20 protein-coding genes are annotated in these 19046 nt (G+C 42.0%); 10 read left to right on the top strand and 10 right to left on the bottom strand.

Going from position 1 to position 19046, the window contains the following annotated elements:
* Positions 1-177 precede the first annotated feature (177 nt).
* The 8 genes from lspA to AC1DRQ_RS14425 form a co-directional block, all read right to left on the bottom strand.
* Positions 178-720 carry a signal peptidase II gene (gene lspA, locus AC1DRQ_RS14460; RefSeq protein WP_477425420.1) on the bottom strand — a complete coding sequence of 181 codons (543 nt, stop codon included), beginning with the start codon at positions 718-720 and terminating at the stop codon, positions 178-180.
* 69 nt (positions 721-789) lie between these two features.
* Entirely contained in the window at positions 790-1110 is a 321-nt protein-coding gene (locus tag AC1DRQ_RS14455; protein ID WP_429400454.1) for a DUF7683 domain-containing protein, read from the bottom strand.
* A 59-nt stretch (positions 1111-1169) separates the two neighbouring features.
* The gene (gene eno, locus AC1DRQ_RS14450; RefSeq protein WP_429400453.1) at positions 1170-2465 is read right to left on the bottom strand and encodes a phosphopyruvate hydratase; all 1296 of its coding nucleotides are present in this window, start codon (positions 2463-2465) and stop codon (positions 1170-1172) included.
* Between the two features lie 95 nt (positions 2466-2560).
* Positions 2561-3295: a DUF2490 domain-containing protein gene (locus tag AC1DRQ_RS14445; protein ID WP_477425419.1), complete on the bottom strand. Its 735-nt coding sequence runs from the start codon at positions 3293-3295 to the stop codon at positions 2561-2563.
* 150 nt (positions 3296-3445) lie between these two features.
* Positions 3446-4627, bottom strand: a complete 1182-nt coding sequence (locus AC1DRQ_RS14440; protein WP_477425418.1) for an MFS transporter — start codon at positions 4625-4627, stop codon at positions 3446-3448.
* A gap of 137 nt (positions 4628-4764) precedes the next feature.
* A complete protein-coding gene (locus AC1DRQ_RS14435; RefSeq protein WP_477425417.1) occupies positions 4765-5862 on the bottom strand; it encodes an ABC transporter permease in 1098 nt (365 codons plus the stop codon).
* 141 nt (positions 5863-6003) lie between these two features.
* Positions 6004-6768, bottom strand: coding sequence for an ABC transporter ATP-binding protein (locus AC1DRQ_RS14430; RefSeq protein WP_477425416.1), 765 nt, complete (start codon positions 6766-6768; stop codon positions 6004-6006).
* 85 nt (positions 6769-6853) lie between these two features.
* Positions 6854-7003, bottom strand: a complete 150-nt coding sequence (locus AC1DRQ_RS14425) for a hypothetical protein (protein ID WP_477425415.1) — start codon at positions 7001-7003, stop codon at positions 6854-6856.
* Positions 7004-7554: 551 nt separating this feature from the next.
* Between AC1DRQ_RS14425 and AC1DRQ_RS14420 the strand changes: the two genes are divergently transcribed.
* Complete coding sequence (locus tag AC1DRQ_RS14420; protein ID WP_477425414.1) at positions 7555-7743, top strand: hypothetical protein; 189 nt, start codon at positions 7555-7557, stop codon at positions 7741-7743.
* 64 nt (positions 7744-7807) lie between these two features.
* On the opposite strand, the gene AC1DRQ_RS14415 is transcribed toward AC1DRQ_RS14420, so the two are convergent.
* The gene (locus tag AC1DRQ_RS14415) at positions 7808-8026 is read right to left on the bottom strand and encodes a hypothetical protein (protein ID WP_477425413.1); all 219 of its coding nucleotides are present in this window, start codon (positions 8024-8026) and stop codon (positions 7808-7810) included.
* Between the two features lie 216 nt (positions 8027-8242).
* On the opposite strand from AC1DRQ_RS14415, the gene dctA reads away from it, so the two are divergent.
* Positions 8243-9490: a C4-dicarboxylate transporter DctA gene (gene dctA / locus AC1DRQ_RS14410; RefSeq protein ID WP_477425412.1), complete on the top strand. Its 1248-nt coding sequence runs from the start codon at positions 8243-8245 to the stop codon at positions 9488-9490.
* Positions 9491-9968: 478 nt separating this feature from the next.
* On the opposite strand, the gene AC1DRQ_RS14405 is transcribed toward dctA, so the two are convergent.
* Positions 9969-10973, bottom strand: coding sequence for a hypothetical protein (locus AC1DRQ_RS14405; RefSeq protein ID WP_477425411.1), 1005 nt, complete (start codon positions 10971-10973; stop codon positions 9969-9971).
* 312 nt (positions 10974-11285) lie between these two features.
* Here AC1DRQ_RS14405 and sucD point away from each other — a divergent pair, with 312 nt between their 5' ends.
* From sucD to rpsG, 8 genes are all read left to right on the top strand, one after another.
* Positions 11286-12164: a succinate--CoA ligase subunit alpha gene (gene sucD / locus AC1DRQ_RS14400; RefSeq protein WP_477425410.1), complete on the top strand. Its 879-nt coding sequence runs from the start codon at positions 11286-11288 to the stop codon at positions 12162-12164.
* 400 nt (positions 12165-12564) lie between these two features.
* On the top strand, positions 12565-12936 hold the full coding sequence (locus AC1DRQ_RS14395) for a methionine-R-sulfoxide reductase (RefSeq protein WP_477425409.1): 372 nt from the start codon (positions 12565-12567) through the stop codon (positions 12934-12936).
* A gap of 542 nt (positions 12937-13478) precedes the next feature.
* The gene (locus AC1DRQ_RS14390) at positions 13479-14450 is read left to right on the top strand and encodes a ribonucleoside-diphosphate reductase small subunit (protein WP_429400441.1); all 972 of its coding nucleotides are present in this window, start codon (positions 13479-13481) and stop codon (positions 14448-14450) included.
* Between the two features lie 210 nt (positions 14451-14660).
* Positions 14661-17033, top strand: coding sequence for a ribonucleoside-diphosphate reductase subunit alpha (locus AC1DRQ_RS14385; RefSeq protein WP_477425408.1), 2373 nt, complete (start codon positions 14661-14663; stop codon positions 17031-17033).
* Between the two features lie 166 nt (positions 17034-17199).
* Positions 17200-17406: a cysteine-rich CWC family protein gene (locus AC1DRQ_RS14380; protein ID WP_477425407.1), complete on the top strand. Its 207-nt coding sequence runs from the start codon at positions 17200-17202 to the stop codon at positions 17404-17406.
* A 205-nt stretch (positions 17407-17611) separates the two neighbouring features.
* The gene (locus tag AC1DRQ_RS14375; RefSeq protein ID WP_477425406.1) at positions 17612-17788 is read left to right on the top strand and encodes a hypothetical protein; all 177 of its coding nucleotides are present in this window, start codon (positions 17612-17614) and stop codon (positions 17786-17788) included.
* A 265-nt stretch (positions 17789-18053) separates the two neighbouring features.
* A complete protein-coding gene (gene rpsL, locus AC1DRQ_RS14370; protein WP_079641421.1) occupies positions 18054-18467 on the top strand; it encodes a 30S ribosomal protein S12 in 414 nt (137 codons plus the stop codon).
* Between the two features lie 20 nt (positions 18468-18487).
* Positions 18488-18955, top strand: coding sequence for a 30S ribosomal protein S7 (rpsG, locus tag AC1DRQ_RS14365; RefSeq protein ID WP_477425405.1), 468 nt, complete (start codon positions 18488-18490; stop codon positions 18953-18955).
* The last annotated feature ends 91 nt before the right edge of the window (positions 18956-19046 follow it).

The following is a 19046-nucleotide window of genomic DNA, read 5'->3' as shown; positions in this document are numbered from 1 at the left end:
TGCTTTAAGCTTATATTCAGCTTAAACGAGCGCAAAATAAAGCATTTAAAAATCACCACCTTGTCATGCTGAACATAGTGAAGCATCTATTATGCGATAAGCAAGATGGCGAATAGATCCTTCGTTCCTCAGGATGACAAATCAGGATTAATTTGGAAAGGCATAAAGAAGTTTACGTTATACCTCTATCTTTTCTTCGTTACCCTCAGGCGCTTTATTTTTAATCTTACGGTCGTTTAAAAACGAATGGACCAGAAGGATACCTACACCGGCCATGATAGACATATCGGCTACGTTGAACACACCTGTTTGAAACCATTTAAACTTAATGAGCATAAAATCGGTTACCCCGCCGTACACCCATCTGTCATAAAGGTTGCCCATACCACCGGCAAGCACCAGGATTATTCCGAGTACGGTAAGTTTATGAAGGTTCGTTTTCATTAAAACGTAAACCAGCCCAAACAGGAGCACCGCTGCAGGCAACAGCGTAAGCAGCATAAACCTCCACGGATTTTCAAGCGAATCGCCCAGACTTAAAAAAGCGCCTGTGTTTTCGGTACGGGTTATCAGGAAATGATAATTGTATTTAAAGGGCAGTATTTCTTCGTGATATTCAAAATTGTGGCGTATATAATTTTTTGATATGCGGTCAAGCGCGATATCAATAATCAAGATCAGCATTATCCACAGTCCCCTCAAAACCCCTTTTCTGTTCATCAATATAATTTTATTAGTAATTGTACAATAACGTGGCTGGTATGGTTTAATTATTGGTTTTATGAATGGCTATTCTTTAGGTGGAGGGTATTGCCCCATAAACCCCTTATCGCGTTTGGTTTGTTCCCAATTGTTGGTAAAGGCGGCCAGCCAGTAATCGTATTTTTCAAAATCAAACTCCAAACTGGTGTATGGTTTTAAAAAGGTGGCATCAACAGGTTCAATCTGGTACATATCAAATATGGGATCGTCCTGATCTGTTTCAAAGTAATTTTGCAGTATGGACAGCTCAATAGGTGCAAGCTCAGCTGCGCCGGCTAAGGATTCGTCGGCCTTATTAAAGTATTGTATCTCACGCTTTAACCATTCCGGCTGTTTACCTTTTGCCATTTATATAAATTAAAAAAGAGCCACCTGTTTTTACACAGATGGCTCTTTTATGAGTTTGATTATTTTTTGTAGAATTTAAAATTCTTACCGATGAATTTTGCGTTTTCGCCTAATTCTTCTTCAATACGCAATAATTGGTTGTATTTCGCGATCCTGTCTGAACGTGAAGCCGAACCGGTTTTGATTTGACCGCAGTTTAATGCTACAGCTAAATCGGCAATGGTTGCATCTTCAGTTTCGCCTGAGCGGTGGCTCATTACCGAAGTATAACCATTGGTTTGAGCCAAAGTAACCGCGTTAATGGTTTCGGTTAAGGAACCAATCTGGTTTACTTTTACCAGGATAGAGTTAGCAGTATCTTCGTCAATACCACGTTGCAAACGTTTGGTGTTGGTTACAAATAAATCGTCACCTACCAGTTGTACGGTTTTGCCCAATTTTTCAGTTAATAATTTCCAGCCAGCCCAATCGTCTTCGGCCATACCATCTTCAATCGAAATAACAGGGTATTTGGCAACAAGTTCTGCAAGATATTCAACCTGCTCTGCGCTTGTGCGGATAGCACCTTTTTCGCCTTCAAACTTAGTATAATCGTATTTACCGTCTTTGTAAAACTCAGATGCGGCACAGTCAAACGCAATAAAGATGTCTTCACCTGGTTTGTAACCGGCTTTTTCAATAGCTTTTAAAATGGTTTCAACACCGTCTTCTGTACCTTCAAAAGTTGGTGCAAAACCACCTTCGTCACCAACAGCGGTTGATAAACCACGATCATGCAGAATTTTTTTCAGGTTATGGAATACTTCGGTACCCCAACGTAATGCTTCAGAAAAAGATGGAGCGCCAACAGGCATGATCATAAATTCCTGGAAAGCAATAGGAGCATCAGAGTGCGAGCCGCCATTAATGATATTCATCATGGGGATTGGTAATGTATTTGCATTTACACCACCAATGTAGCGGTACAAAGGCTGGCGGCTTTCTTGCGCTGCAGCTTTTGCAACTGCTAAAGAAACGCCCAAAATAGCGTTAGCACCTAATTTACCTTTGTTTTCTGTACCGTCAATTTCAATCATTAATGCATCAATGGTATTTTGGTCAAAAACATCAATACCTTTTAATTCTGGTGCAATGACATCGTTTACGTTGGCAACGGCTTTTAAAACGCCTTTACCCATATATTTTGATTTGTCATCATCGCGAAGTTCAACAGCTTCGTGTGCGCCGGTTGATGCACCTGATGGTACAGCGGCACGGCCAAAAGCGCCGTTCTCAGTTAAAACTTCAACCTCCACAGTGGGGTTACCGCGCGAATCTAAAATTTGGCGGGCGTGTACGTCAATTATTAAGCTCATAATTTATTGTCAGATATTTGTAATTTGTAAACCGCGGGCTAAGTTAACAGCAAAATCAGGAAATCGCAATTAGAATTTTTCATTTGTAATGATTATTAATCAGTTGTTGTAGGAACGCGCTCACCTGCAACTCCATTTTTACGATTAATACGGTACATGAGCATCAGCATGATATTATTTTTAGCACTGCTTTGCGTAGCCGTGTAATTACGCTGATTTAGCCAACCAGCCTGTACTATCCATTTTTTATCAAACTGATAACCTAATGCCGCCGATACCCGGTTACGCTCAAAGTTAGGCGCCTTGTTGTTAAAGAACACTTCATCAAAAACAGACAGGAACCAGGTTTTAGCTACAATTTTGGTATTATTTAAAGGTATGAACATGTTTAATCTGTACCTGAAACGATTGCGGTAATCACCGTTAACCCATCGTTGTTCTACACGATAACGATGTTCAAATTTAATGCGGTACAGGAACTGGTTAACCGTCATTTGTTCCCATAAGCGATATTCGTTGGTTGTAGGTCCTTTGCCCAGGTCGGTATAATCATAAGTATGATAGGTGCCTGTACCAAGTAAAGCGATAAAATTTTTATCAATATCATAGCTTACACCAGCCTTAGCCTCGTAATACTGAAATTGACTGAACGCACCGTTAGTACGGGTTTGCAGTTCAGAATATCCACCCCATTTATGGCTGCTATCGCCGGGTAATACTACGGTGACTATGCCCCACGTACCCACTTTGGAGTCCTGAGCCTTAACATTAAATGAATATCCAATTAACAGAAACAACAATAAAACAGCGCTTTTAAAGCCTTTTGACATACTATCGGGATTTATTTGGGCAAAGATATTTCCTCAATATTATCTAAATGTTAATTTCAACACGTTTAATGTTATGTTAATGTTAACAAATCCTAACGATGGATTTATTACTAATGCTCATTTAACTACCCGGCCATGCTTAGAGGCCACTTATAGCGAGCGGGTATCCCTATTTTTGAGTAGTGCCACCAGTCCCAATACAGGCCCTATAGCCAGCACCATATAGATATACTGCGTATTGGCATTATTCCGGAGGGCGTTAATTAACTGGATGCTGATGATGGTAATAGAAAACCCAATACAATTCACTATTGTAAGCGCAGTACCTTTTGATGTTTCAGGTGCATTTTGAGCAACCAATGTAGAAAACATGGGCGAATCGGCAATAACCGCCAGGCTCCAGATAAACAGGAACACTATAAATGCAGCTACCGAATTATTAAATAAGAATAACGGAGATATCAAACAGCATATACCCGATAAACACAATGCTATAACAGCCGTTTTCTTGGCGCCCAAACGCTGAGAGATCAATCCGCTAAAAACGCAGGAAATACTGCCTGCCACAATGATCAGGAATGCTAAGAGCGGGATATTAAGACTTTGAGCGGGATGATGACCTTTATAAGCGGCCAGCATTACCGGCACAAATACCCAAAAGGCATATAATTCCCACATGTGCCCGAAGTACCCGAATGAAGCAGCCCTGAACTTGCTGTCACGGAAGCTTTGTAAAAACTCGTTTAAGTTTAATTTTTGGCCGGGCTTGCGGTAAGGCCCATCGGGTACCCAAAAAAACATAGCCAACCCGCCCAATGCAGAAAGGGATGAAGTTGAAAAAATAACATACCTCCAGGGTAAGGCTGCCATCATGCTTTTCAAAAAATGAGGGAAGGCCGTTCCGATAACCAGGGCGCCCACCAAAAAGCCCAATGACTTCCCGAGCCCCTGTTGGTAATGGTCAGCTGCTATTTTCATCCCCACCGGGTAAATTCCCGCGAGAAAAAAACCAGTCATAAACCGGAGTAACATTAATGCGGATGAATTTATACTATGTATACTAACGGCAAAATTAATAACAGCGGCCACAATGGCGCAGGTAAAGAAAACGAGGGAGGGAGAAAATCTATCGGATATACTTAATATGGCAAAAATTAAAGTCCCCGTAATAAACCCAGCTTGTACTGCACTTGTGAGGTAAGCTAAATAAGCTGGTTCCAGGTGCAGTTGTTTAGCTATATCAGCCATAACAGCATTTCCTGCAAACCATAACGAGGTACAAAAAAACTGAGAAATAACTATTACAGGTAAAATCCTGTTCATTTTTTTCATGCCTGTTTCAATAAGGGTGAAGTGGTCAGGCAATGTTACTTCACAAATACGATAAATTCAAACCCGCTTGGCTGAATTTTAATTAAACAAGCGATGCTCCTCTTTACTCCTGATTCTATTTTCTTAATTCTAAGTCCCTACTCCCACTTAAAGGTTTTTACCGCTATCGCATATATGATCACAAACCATATCAGCAGGATCAGCAACTGGTGGGTAACATCGCCCAGGCCGGCGCCTTCAAAGGCTACCTTGCGCATAGCATTGTTTAAATGAGTTAGCGGCAATGCATTACTGATCACCTGCAGCCATTTGGGGAACGCCGTAACTGAAAAGAAGGTGCCTGACAATAAAAACTGGGGCAGGGTAATGATGTTGGACAACGGCGGAACAGTACTCTCATTTTTGGCGATACCCGATATGGTAAAGCCAAAGCCCATAAAAATAATAAGCCCTATGGCCGAGAGCACCAGCATATTAAGCACCGTGGTTACGCCATGTACCAAAGTAAAGCCAAACATATAATGCCCAACCATGATAATAAACAACGACCCCAACAACGAAAACGTGAGCCTCGCTAAAGCCTCGCCTAATACTATGCTGTAGCGCTTAACCGGTGTGGCAAAAAAACGTTTAATAACCAGGGTTAAACGCAAACTCAAAAACACGAAAGCCGTACCAAAAACCCCGCTACTTAATAAGGAGAAACCCAGCTGCCCAGGGAGTATAAAATCAATGTATTTATATTCGCGGCCCTGTATGGTGGTTTCCCTGATTTCGGCAACCGGTGGTGCTCCCACCTGGGCGCTGTTATTAATATTGTAATAAATATTACTCAGTACCGACCGCAGGATGTTCCCTTTTTCGACAGAGGCTTTAGTGTATTGCACATTAATAGTGAATGGTGGCTTGCTGCTATTTTTTTGTACATTGATAATAGCATCAATGCTACCCTTTGACAGGTTGGCATTCATTTCTTCGGCGGTTTGATCCTGTATCAGGCGCACCACCTTAATATTTTTTAAAGCCTGGTAAACCGGACTAATGGTATCGCAGGTTTTAGCTACGCCCACATCAACGGTAACACCGCCGCCGCCAATATTGGCAAAAACAATAATGAATATTAAAGGGAAAGCCAATGTAAATACCACCGCCGAAGGGCTGCGTAGTATAGACCGGAAACTGGCTTTGGCAATGGCCAGTGTTGCTCTTGTATTGCTGTAAGGTTTTGGGTTCATTAGTTCAATTTAGTCATTAGGTCATTTACCGTTGGTGCCATTGAGTCATTCGCATTTGGCGTTATTAAGTTATCTTTTACTGCAAACCAAAACTGCCAACTGCATATTCGCTCCCCCTTCAGGGGGCCGGGGGGCTCGGCTCTACCCTTCCCGCCATTCCTTACCGGTCAGGTTAATAAATACATCTTCCAGATTGGCCAGTTTTACCTGCTTTTTGCGTTCAAAGCCTGTTGCCACCAGCTGATCGATAAAATGATCAGGGGTGTCAATACCAATAATGTGGCCGCCATCAACAAAGGCCACACGGTCGCACAGCACTTCGGCTTCGTCCATATAATGGGTGGTAATTACAACCGTAGTCCCCTGGTCGCGAATCTCACGGATCAGGTCCCAAAGGTTACGGCGGGCCTGCGGATCGAGGCCGGTAGTAGGTTCATCCAAAAAAATGATCCTCGGGTTATTAATGAGCGTGGTAGCAATTGAAAAACGTTGCTTTTGCCCGCCCGAAAGATCTTTGTATTTGGCTTTAGCCTTATCTGTTAATGCCACTTTTTCCAGCATTTCCATTGGGCTTTTATCAATCCCATACAAACCCGAAAACAGCACGATCAATTCAGACAGGTTAAGGTTTGGGTAATAGCCTGCTGCCTGTAGTTGCACCCCGATACGTTTTTTAATGTCATCGGCATCGGTTTCAATATCAAAACCATCAACAGTGATGCGGCCGGATGTTTTTTGACGCAGGGTTTCAATGATCTCGAGGGTGGTGGTTTTACCGGCTCCGTTAGGACCAAGCAAACCGAAAATTTCTCCCTCATACACTTCAAAACTAATGCCTTTTACGGCTGTAAAATCGCCATAGTTTTTTACCAGGTCGGTTACAGTGATAATGGGTTGTTTTGTCATACAGTAAAAATGCGGTAGATTAATGAATTAACCATGAGTTTTTTTGGTATCGCAGAATTTTTACAAGCGACCAAGATTTTTCATCTTAAGCCTTTGATGTTTTAGTAACATGCTTTTGATGCTCCTTAACCATTTTTTCTTCGGCTGCTGTCTTTTCCTGATTCCAGCTAACGGTATCTCCATTTTTTATGATAAAATAGGTTTGATGTACAGATATTAAAAGGAGATACCGCATGATAATTTGTTTTTAAATAGTGTTATTTTATCAGGTGACCGATGGAATGCCATATTGATTCTGCTTGTTCGGCAGCTTTCATCAGCAGGTGGATAATTTGTATTGCAAGTAAAGTTTTCATGGTGTTTGTGATTTTATACTTCAAATGTGCTAACAGAATGGGTTTTTGTGTAATGTTTTTAGGCGAACCAAGCTAAACTTCCGGTAAACAGCCGAAAAATACCGATGAAATGAGTCTGCTTTTAGTTGGTTGTTTTACAAATCCAGCAGCACGCCATTTAAGTAACCAGGTTACCTATCAGCTGTGTAAATAAGGGCGAATGCTCTTGTAAGTAAACTATTAATGATATGATTGGAGTAAATAGAGTTTTCATAGCAATGTTGTTTTTCTTCAAAATTGCTGTGCAGGCTGCATAGTTAACAAACCTTTTTGACCAAGCTTAGGAAATACTCGGTGAATGGTAGAAAATTAGGGGTGAACATTTTTACCGAATTTATAATTCAACAAGAAAGCCGGGCAATGCCCGGCTTTTTCTTATTATTTGCAAGTCTTGGCGCATTCGCCCGAGGATTTGCAATCCTTACTGCAATTATTCATACAGCTTGACTTATCGCACGATTTTGAACATTTTGTACAGTGGTTCATTTTGCTGTTGCAGCATGGGGTATTTGCAAAAGATATAGCGCATATAGAGAATAGCATCACCATAGTGATGAAAAGAAACTTTTTCATGATTTAATTTTTAAATGTGTTTAATAATAAAAAGACCTAAACGGATAAGGTGCAGGCAGATGATATTATTATTAAACTTTTGGCGGACGCCAGGAGGAAAGTGAATAAGCAGACAAGCTACCCAACTGGTATGCAGGAACAGCTGTTTCCTTTAGTGTAGGGATAATTGACGCAACACCTACCGGGTCGACTTTTAAAAAGCCGCAGCTATTGCAGGACAACATGTTTACACACATCCCCTGCCCGCAATCATTTTTTGGCTGATGCTGGCATGGCTGGCTTTTCATCATTTTGTGGCAGCAGCTTTTAACAGCGGACATATGCGCCCCATTAGCCCTTACTGTAAAAACAGAAACAAGGACCATGCAGATAACTAAAAAGAGCGCTGTTACTTTCACTGCTGCAAATAACGGCAATTTATTATAAAAAGTATAAAATGTTTGCCCAAAAGAGAGCGATTTGTGCGGGCCCTTTGTATCCTAAACCTAAAATCGTATTATTGGATAATGAAGAAAATTCTATCTAACCTAACCTTCCAGGTTCTTGTTGCCATTGCTTTGGGCGTAATCGTCGGGCTGAATTTTAAGGGATTTGGACCAACAGCCGAGATGATCAGCAAAATGTTTATCAGTCTGATCACCATGCTGATAGCCCCAATCATATTTTTCACCATAGTGCTGGGTATTGCCGGCATGAGCGATATGAAGAAGGTAGGCCGCGTAGGCGGTAAGGCCCTGCTTTACTTTGAAATAGTTACCACCTTCGCGCTGGTTATTGGTGTTACCGTTGCCAACCTCCTAAAACCCGGCGAAGGTTTTGTAAACCATACCGCTGTTGATACCAGCAAGCTTGCCGTTTACCAAAAAGCCGCCGAAGAAATGCACTGGGGCGATTTTTTCGCGCACATTATACCGGGTAATGCATTTGAAGCTTTTGCCAAAGGCGATATTTTGCAGATCCTGTTTTTTGCCATACTGTTTGGTTTTGGACTGAGCAAAATGGGCGAAACTGGCCAGCCCGTGATCCAGTTGTTTGATAAGCTGTCTAAAGTGTTCTTCAACATCATGAAAATTGTGATGAAAGTGGCCCCTATTGGCGCATTCGGCGGGATGGCCTTTACCATTAGTAAGTATGGTATCAAAACATTACAGCCTTTAGCCATGCTCATGGGATCGGTTTACCTCACCATGTTCATGTTTATTTTTGTGGTGCTGAATATCATTTGCTACCTGTTTAAGTTTAGCTTGTGGCAATACCTTGTACATATTAAAGAAGAAATACTGATTGTGCTGGGAACCTCCTCGTCAGAATCGGCCCTACCGGGGATGATGGATAAGCTGGAGAAGTTCGGCTGTTCCAAATCGGTTGTTGGTTTGGTGATCCCTACCGGGTACTCTTTTAATTTGGATGGCACCACGATATACTTGTCCATGTCGGTTATATTTCTGGCACAAGTGTTTCATATCCCGCTATCATTATTTCAGGAGCTTACTATTATCGGTATTTTGATGATCACCTCCAAAGGCGCGGCAGGTGTAACGGGCAGCGGTTTTATTGTATTGACCAGCACCCTGGCAGCCATTAAAGTGATCCCGGTGGAGGGTGTGGCGATACTATTAGGGGTAGACAGGTTTATGTCCGAAGCCCGGGCCATCACCAACGTGATTGGTAATGGGGTTGCAACCATTGTTATTGCCAAGAGTGAGAAAGAGTTTAAGCCCCCCGGCCCCCTGAAGGGGGAGCTTTTGAATTAGCGAGATTTACTTTGCTTTTTTTAATTTCTTCCTTTGGGATGGGTGCGGTTGCTTCTTGCGCAGAGGCAGGGAGGGGTTTATACGAGCAGTATAAATTTGCCATGTTTACGAAACCCCTTCCTCCTCCTTCCCGAGGGAAGGAATCGCACATACCCACGCTCCCCCGTCGTCGCCCAGCTCCAGCCCATAAGTGTTCGGAAGATTGAATTTTTATAAAAAATTTGTCATTTATAGCGCTGAAACGGAAAAATCTTAGAACTAACGGAAACCGTATAGTGTTCATATGTGCACCGTGAACGCTCGTGAACGGCAACAAACACTTAATAATCAAATATTTACATATTTAATACTACTGACAAAATACTGTCACCGCTTTCAATTTATTAAGGTATAAGCAGCTATTACCCGCTTAACCGCCAGCCGAGCGACTGCGCTTTTTATTTTTTTGTTACCAACGCGCTAATCAAAAGCTCCCCCTTCAGGGGGCTGGGGGGCAAATCGTTTTCAATTTCTTCGTTCTATCCGGATTCAGCGGTTCGTTGGTTTGGGCCAGACGCTGAGCGCCTACGTTGGCAGGACAGGCAATACCATTGGGCCCATCATAAATTAAACCCGGTTTAGAATCTACCAGTTCTTTTGGTACATAAATTTGGGTGGTGGTTTGTGAATAGCCATGCGGAATAAAACGGATATAATAACCATCGGGATGTAACGACCATATGCCCGACGGTACCTCGGGATCAGGTTGGGGTGCAAGACCGGCTATCATCGCATATTTTTCCATTTCCTCGTATGATGCATTGCCCGAAGCGGCCAGCTGACGGATGTTATTTTCGGCTTCAAAAACACTTTGCGCCGCAGGCGGTAATTGATCTTTGGCCTTGGCCATCAAACTGGCCGGCAATACGCCAAGGGCACCGCCTTCCAGCATCAGCAGTTCATTTGGTGACAGCAGCCTGGTAGCTGTTAGTTTAATATCGGTGCCAAAATCGGCAAATTTGGTACGGGCAATTATCGCCCATAATAATACCTGTATGCTGCGCTGGTTTACTTCGGGATGTGTTTCGGCATGTTTTAATATCAGTATCACTACATCGCGCTTGGGGCCTAAAACAGGCGCAAGCATATAGCCGTCGCCAGTGCTGGGGCCGCGGGTTCCGGCGTGCAGACAATAGCTTTTGTTGGTCATTTCGTAAAAGCCGGCGCAAAGCTTATAGCTGCCTTCGGGAGTTTTTGGTAAAAGATATAGTGGTTCAGGTACCTGCCCTTCCATAAACGATGGCGGTTTCGAACCGGTTTTATCTACATCTTTAAAATTGGTGGTAATGGCCTGGGGTTGTTTCAGGATCTTGTTCAAGCCTCCGCCCGATGCCATTTCGCTGCCTTTATCCAAAAGTTTTTTTCCTAAACCGCCAAACTGGGCTTGTGCATGGGTACAAAACAGCAAGGCTATGAGCCATAAAATAAGGTTTTTGTTTTTCATATAACAGGTATGTAGTGTGATGCTAAATTAATTAAAATGATATTAAAAATAGGACTTTTACTCCCCCATATGTACACATCTTTTGGATATAAAAAGCGTTCTTTCATAGCTAAAACAAAAAGGCATGTAATTTCAAGCGATAACGAGAAATCTTCGACAGTTATCTAAGAGCCCGGTCAACTAAACGCTGCCAATAAAAAGCTCCCCCCTTCAGGGGTTGGGGGATTTTGTAAAAAGAATGCCACAGGTATAAATTTAATTTGACTTTATTGGCAATAACTTTAGCTTTGCCGTACTAAACGAAAAAAGCCAATGAGTGTTCTCGTAAATAAAGATTCTAAAGTTATTGTACAGGGTTTTACAGGTAACGAAGGTACTTACCACGCTACACAAATGATTGAGTACGGAACCCAGTTGGTTGGTGGTGTTACACCAGGTAAAGGCGGTCAGAAGCATTTGAACAAACCAGTTTTTAATACCGTTAAAGACGCGGTTACCGAAACAGGCGCCGATGTATCTATCATATTTGTACCTCCTGCTTTCGCGGCTGATGCCATTATGGAAGCTGCCGAGGCTGGTATAAAAGTTATTGTTTGTATTACTGAGGGTATCCCTACTAAGGATATGATACTGGTAAAAGAATACTTAACTGATAAGGATGCACGTCTTATTGGCCCTAACTGCCCTGGTATTATTACTGCCGATGAAAGCAAGATTGGCATTATGCCGGGCTTTATCTTTAAAAAGGGTAATGTGGGTGTGGTTTCAAAATCAGGCACCTTAACCTACGAAGCTGTTGACCAGGTGGTTAAAGCCGGTTTAGGCATCACTACTGCCATAGGCATTGGTGGCGACCCTATCATCGGTACACCTACCAAAGAAGCCGTTGAACTATTGATGAATGATCCTGACACACACGGCATCATTATGATAGGCGAAATTGGTGGAAACATGGAAGCTGAAGCTGCACGCTGGATCAAAGAAAACGGCACTAAACCGGTAGTTGGTTTCATAGCCGGCCAAACAGCGCCTCCGGGACGTCGTATGGGCCACGCAGGTGCTATTGTTGGCGGTGCCGATGATACTGCAGCTGCAAAAATGAAGATCATGGCCGAGTGCGGTATCCGCGTGGTTGAATCACCTGCCGAAATTGGCGCTGCCATGGCAGAGGAATTAGCAAAGTTAGCTTAAAGCTGAAAGCCCAAGGCTGAAAGCTTTTTAAGCAAATGATATATTAAAATCCTGGTCTGTTGACCGGGATTTTTTTGTTTCTTTCTATTGTCATGCTGAACATAGTGAAGCATCTATTCACCCGCATGCATAGTTCAATAATAGATCCTTCGCTACCGCTCAGGATGACAAATCTCTTTAAAGTAATCGGCACATCGTAATCTGTACATCCCAAAAACCCTACGTCAAACCAATGTAAACATCCCCTTTTAAAACAATCCGTACCAGCTAATTGTCGTATATTTAAGTAAATGAAGGATGATCTTCAATCAATAATTCGTTAATTCAATAACTCAATAATTGTAAATGAAGGATGATCTTCAATCAATAATTCGCTAATTCAATAACTCAATAATTAATAATGGAATACAATCAATTAACGCCCGAAGAAGAACGGGTAATATTATATAAAGGAACCGAAAGACCGTTTACCGGAGCTCTGTTAGATAATAAGGCGGAGGGTTTATACGTGTGTAAGCGTTGTGATACTCCCTTATATACTTCTGAATCGAAATTTAACTCGCATTGCGGTTGGCCCAGTTTTGATGACGAAATACCTGGTGCGGTAAAAAGAGTACCTGACGCCGACGGACGCCGTGTAGAAATTGTATGCGCCAATTGCGGCGCGCATTTAGGCCATGTGTTCGAAGGGGAATATCTGACCCCTAAAAACACCCGCCATTGTGTTAATTCGGTATCGATGAAATTTGTGTCGGCCGGTGATATAAAGTAATACTTTGAAATTTTAAAAGTATCCCCGGCGGCAAAGGCTGTTTGGGGATATTTTATTTTCAGGTATTGATGGCTCCGTTTTTAACTTTCGGGGTAAAATTACGAGCAAGTACGAGTGACATGTCTTTTGTCGTTGTTAAGTAAAGTATTAAATTTTGATGATGGGTAGTTTTTCCTGATATCTTTTTAAACGCAACTTTTATCATTATTTTAATGAGTTGGCTATAAGTATATTAAATTTTAAAAGTTGTAAAGGTGCATACAAATTGAATTCACAAAGTGTTAATAACTTGGGCATTTGTGTAAAACTATCATTAAAATTATAGTGTTTCAAACATTAACTTTGTTGTACAAGGTATTCGAAAGACAGCGGGATGTATTCATCATCCAACATTCAAAAACTTGTCTGTCAGTAAGTTACAAAATAAAAACTGTGATTGGTCAAGCTAATCGCAAAAACAACAAAGCTTTATTTTAAATAAGGCTGGCTTTCGTGTCTGGTGGCGCTAAGTAAAGGAAATAACGATATAAAAACAGGTATCTATGAAACAGGAAGACGAAATATTACTGAGAGAGAACAAGGACAGGTTTGTGATACTGCCTATCAAGTATCCCGCTATCTGGGAAATGTATAAAAAAGCTGAGGCCAGCTTTTGGACGGCCGAGGAAATCGACCTCTCGGACGATATGAAGCACTGGGAAAACCTGAATCCGGGCGAGAAGCACTTTATTTCGCATATCCTTGCATTTTTTGCTGCAAGTGATGGTATTGTGAACGAAAACCTGGCAGTAAACTTCATGAGCGAGGTTCAGTTACCTGAGGCACGCTGTTTTTACGGTTTCCAGATCATGATGGAGAACATCCACTCTGAAACTTATGCTTTGTTAATAGATACTTATATAAAAGATCCAGCCGAAAAAGACCGCCTGTTCCATGCCATTGAGACCGTACCATGTGTTGGTAAAAAAGCGGAATGGGCCATGCGCTGGATAAATGAAGGTAACTTTGCCGAGCGACTGGTGGCTTTTGCTGCTGTTGAAGGCATTTTCTTTTCGGGCAGTTTTTGCTCTATATTCTGGCTTAAAAAACGCGGTCTGATGCCGGGGCTTACCTTTAGCAATGAGCTGATATCGCGCGATGAAGGCTCACACTGTGAATTTGCCTGCTTGCTGTACAAAATGCTGCAAACCAGGTTACCTGCCGAGCAAGTTACCAAGATCATTACCGACGCGGTGGAGATTGAAAAAGAATTTGTTACCGATGCCTTGCCGGTTAACCTGATTGGTATGAATGCCAAAATGATGAGCCAGTACATTGAATTTGTGGCCGACAGATGGCTTGGCGAGCTGGGTTATGAAAAGCACTATGGCGCCAGCAACCCATTTGATTTTATGGAAATGATATCATTACAGGGTAAAACCAATTTCTTTGAAAAACGTGTAGGCGACTACCAGAAAAGCGGTGTGCTTAATAACGCCGAAAGCAAAGCGTTTTCATTGGATGAGGATTTTTAGGCGAGTATCAAGTAGTTAGTATCTAGTATCAAGACAAAAAAGCAATTTTGATACCTACTACTAATTACCGGATACTAAATAATAACAGTTAGTAAAAAGTCTTGATACTTGATACTAACTACTTGATACTAAAACCAAATACTTTAACAGACACTCACCAGTTAGTAAAGAGCCTGGCAATTTGATACTAACTACTTAATACATAATAATATGCTCGTAGTAAAAAGAGACGGTAGAAAAGAATCCGTAAAATTCGACAAGATCACAGCACGTATTGAAAAACTGTGCTATGGGTTTAATTTAGTTGACCCTATTGATGTGGCCAAAAAGGTAATTGAAGGCTTGTTTGATGGTGTAACCACCTCTGAGCTGGATAATCTTGCTGCCGAAACTGCGGCTTCGTTAACAACAAAGCACCCTGACTATGCTTTGCTGGCTTCGCGCATAGCAGTATCAAACCTGCACAAAAACACCATCAAATCGTTTTCAGAAACCATGCGTTTACTGCATGAATATATTGACCCTAAAACCGGTAAGGATGCATCGCTTATTGCAGATGATGTATGGGAAGTTATTCAAACAAACGCCGAGCTTTTAGACAGCACCATTATTTACGACCGCGATTTTGGCTTTGATTACTTTGGTTTTAAAACCCTTGAAAAATCATACCTGCTAAAAATTAACGGTAAAATAGCCGAGCGTCCGCAGCACCTGTTTATGCGTGTATCGGTTGGTATCCACAAACATGATATTGAAAGCGCCATTAAAACATACCATTTAATGAGCGAACGCTGGTTTACACATGCTACGCCTAMCCTGTTTAACGCCGGTACACCAAAACCACAAATGTCGTCGTGCTTTTTGTTAACCATGAAGGATGACAGTATTGACGGTATTTATGATACTTTAAAGCAAACCGCCAAAATATCGCAAAGTGCAGGTGGCATTGGTTTAAGCATACACAATGTAAGGGCTACAGGCTCCTACATCAGTGGCACAAACGGTACCAGCAATGGTATTATCCCAATGTTGCGTGTGTTTAATGATACCGCCCGTTATGTTGATCAGGGTGGTGGCAAACGTAAAGGCGCCTTCGCTATTTACCTGGAGCCATGGCATGCAGATATATTTGAATTTTTAGATCTGCGTAAAAATCACGGTAAAGAAGAAATGCGTGCCCGCGACTTGTTCTACGCTCTTTGGGTGTCAGACTTGTTCATGGAGCGTGTTGAAGCCAACGAAGATTGGAGCTTGTTCTGTCCGCATGAAGCACCGGGATTAGCCGATTGCTTCGGTGCCGAATTTGTTGCCTTATATACCAGGTACGAAAAAGAAGGCCGTGCACGTAAAGTGATCAAAGCACAGGATCTTTGGTTTGCGGTATTGGATGCCCAGGTTGAAACCGGTACACCGTACCTTTTATATAAGGATGCGGCCAACAGCAAATCGAACCAGCAAAATTTAGGTACCATAAAAAGCTCAAACCTTTGTACCGAAATTATGGAATACACCGATGCCAATGAGATAGCAGTTTGTAACCTGGCTTCGTTAGCATTGCCACGTTACGTTATTGATGGCGCTTTTGATCATCAGAAATTATATGATGTAACTTACCAGGCTACCATTAACCTTAACCGTATTATTGATGGTAACTACTACCCGGTTGCCGAAGCCGAATACTCAAACTTAAGGCACCGCCCTATTGGTTTAGGTGTACAAGGTTTGGCAGATGCTTTTATCCAACTGCGCCTGCCATTTGAAAGCGATGAGGCAAAACAACTGAATAAAGAAATATTTGAAACCATTTACTTTGCTGCCATGACGGCTTCAAAAGATCTGGCCATTGCCGAAGGTCCTTATGAAACATTTAAAGGTTCGCCGTTGTCAAAAGGTAAATTCCAGTTTGATCTTTGGAATGTATCGCCTGCCAGTACCCGTTGGGATTGGGAAAACCTGCGCCTGGATGTAATGAACCATGGTGTACGTAACTCGCTGTTAGTTGCACCAATGCCAACTGCGTCAACCTCACAAATATTGGGTAACAACGAGTGTTTTGAGCCATATACCTCCAACATTTACACCCGCCGCGTATTAAGCGGAGAGTTCATTGTAGTAAACAAATATTTACTGCGCGATCTGGTTAATCTTGGCTTGTGGACCCCTGCTATGAAAGATAAGATCATCACTGCGAACGGATCTATCCAGGATATTGCCGAAATACCTGCAGAGATAAAAGAACTATACAAAACAGTTTGGGAAATAAAAATGCGTAACATTATTGACATGGCTGCTGACAGGGGCGCTTATGTTTGCCAATCGCAATCATTAAACCTGTTCATCAATTCGCCAAACGCATCCAAACTAACTTCAATGCACTTCTACGCATGGAAAAAAGGTTTAAAAACCGGCATGTACTACCTGCGTACGCAAGCTGCATCGCAAGCTGTTAAGTTTACCGTTGAAAACCAGGGCGGTTCAAACATGGAGCCTGTAATACCTGCAGTAGTTGATGCTGTAGTTGACGGATTACCTGAAGGCCCATCATGCTCAATGGAAGAAGGTTGCGTAACCTGCTCGGCATAAGTTTTATAAGTCGATAGACGATAGTCCATGGACCATAGCCTCAAAAACTATAGTTCATGGACTTTTTTTATTAATGACACTCATATTTCAGTATTCTATCCAACTTTATCTAATTTCGAAATAAACAAATACGATGGTCTATTGACCATCGTCCATGGACTAACAAATGACCAAACACGAGATCATCCGTTGCGAACGCTGTGAGGCCCCTTTTGAATGTAAAGCCAATTCATTCACCAAGTGCCAGTGCAGTACCGTGCAGCTCAGCCTTAACGAGGTGCAATACGTAAGCGAGCTCTACGAAGGATGCCTGTGCGCCAACTGCCTGCTGGTTATTCAGCAGGAGTATAGGGTGAGTATGGGGTTGGTGTAGCCATCTCCACAAGTCATCCCGAATTTATTTCGGGATCCCACAGGATAGGTAATCACCATGTCGTACAGCAATAGCATGTGAGATGCTGAAACAAGTTCAGCATGATAATTAAATCCTGATAAATCCCCCCAATTAATCCTTTTCATCTTAACCAAGTCAAACATGTGTACATCCTTTAGTTGGCTGTACCATTAAAATTATCACCATGAAAAAGAGATTTCTTGCATATGCATTTTTATTAGCAGCTATAGTATCAGTAACCTCGGGTTGCGTGGTACGCGAAGGATACGGAAACCGCAGGTACCATCATGACAGATACCATAACGGATATAATGATAATGGCTATGATCGTGGCCATCATGACCATGATCGTGGTTACTAATTTTTATAAGTGAGTTGATTTGATAAATGATGAAAAGGGCGCCGACCGATCGGCGCTCTTTTTTGTTTTTAGCGTATCCTGCTATATTATATATCTTTGTGGCATATAGTTGATTAACCGATTTTCTGCCAAAAGTCCCCTCTCCTCCCACCTAACCAACCAATTACAAAAAACTTTTTCACTCAACCCCTTGAAAATCAAAAAATAGTCCCTACCTTTGCAGTCCTTAAAATAAGGATAAAACTGTAAATACAAAAAAGGAAAAATGCCTACTATTCAACAATTAGTTAGAAAAGGTAGAGTAGCTCTGGTTGACAAGAGTAAGTCGCCAGCGTTGGACAGCTGTCCACAGCGAAGAGGAGTATGCACACGCGTGTATACCACTACCCCTAAAAAACCAAACTCAGCAATGCGTAAAGTTGCCCGTGTGCGCTTAACCAACGGAAAAGAAGTGAATGCTTATATCCCAGGTGAAGGTCACAACTTACAGGAGCACTCTATCGTTTTGATCCGCGGTGGTCGTGTTAAGGATTTACCAGGTGTACGTTACCACATCATCCGTGGTGCATTAGATACATCAGGTGTAGCAGGCCGTAACCAACGCCGTTCAAAATACGGAACTAAACGTCCTAAACCAGGTCAGGTAGCAGCAGCGCCAGCAAAAGGTAAAAAGAAATAATTAAAGGAGGATAGATAGCAATGAGAAAGTCAAAACCAAAAAAGAGAATTATCCTTCCTGATCCAAAGTTCAATGATACTTTGGTAACAAGGTTCGTAAATAACATGATGTATGATGGTAAAAAATCAACCGCATACGCTATATTTTACAACGCAGTTGAAATTGTTGAAAAGAAAACCAGCGAAAGCGGTTTAGAAACCTGGAAAAAGGCTTTAAACAATGTAATGCCTGCGGTTGAAGTTAAATCACGCCGTGTAGGTGGTGCTAACTTCCAGGTGCCAACAGAAGTTCGTCCGGAGCGTAAAATTGCTTTGGGTATGAAATGGCTGATCAGCTATGCCCGTCGTCGTGGTGAAAAAACCATGATGGAGAAATTAGCCGGCGAGATCATATCAGCAGCTAAAGGTGAAGGTGCAGCAGTGAAGAAAAAAGAAGATACGCATAAAATGGCTGAAGCCAACAAAGCGTTCTCACACTTTAGATTCTAATAAAAGGATTACACCGATTTAATATAAGATTGTACCGATTTTGCTATGATTGCATCATCGGTACAATTATTAAATAATCAGAGGAATCAAA

The organism is Mucilaginibacter sp. P4_E8 (genome assembly GCF_056401495.1).
Note: the sequence above shows the minus strand (reverse complement) of the source record. Positions and strands in the feature narration are given on the sequence as shown.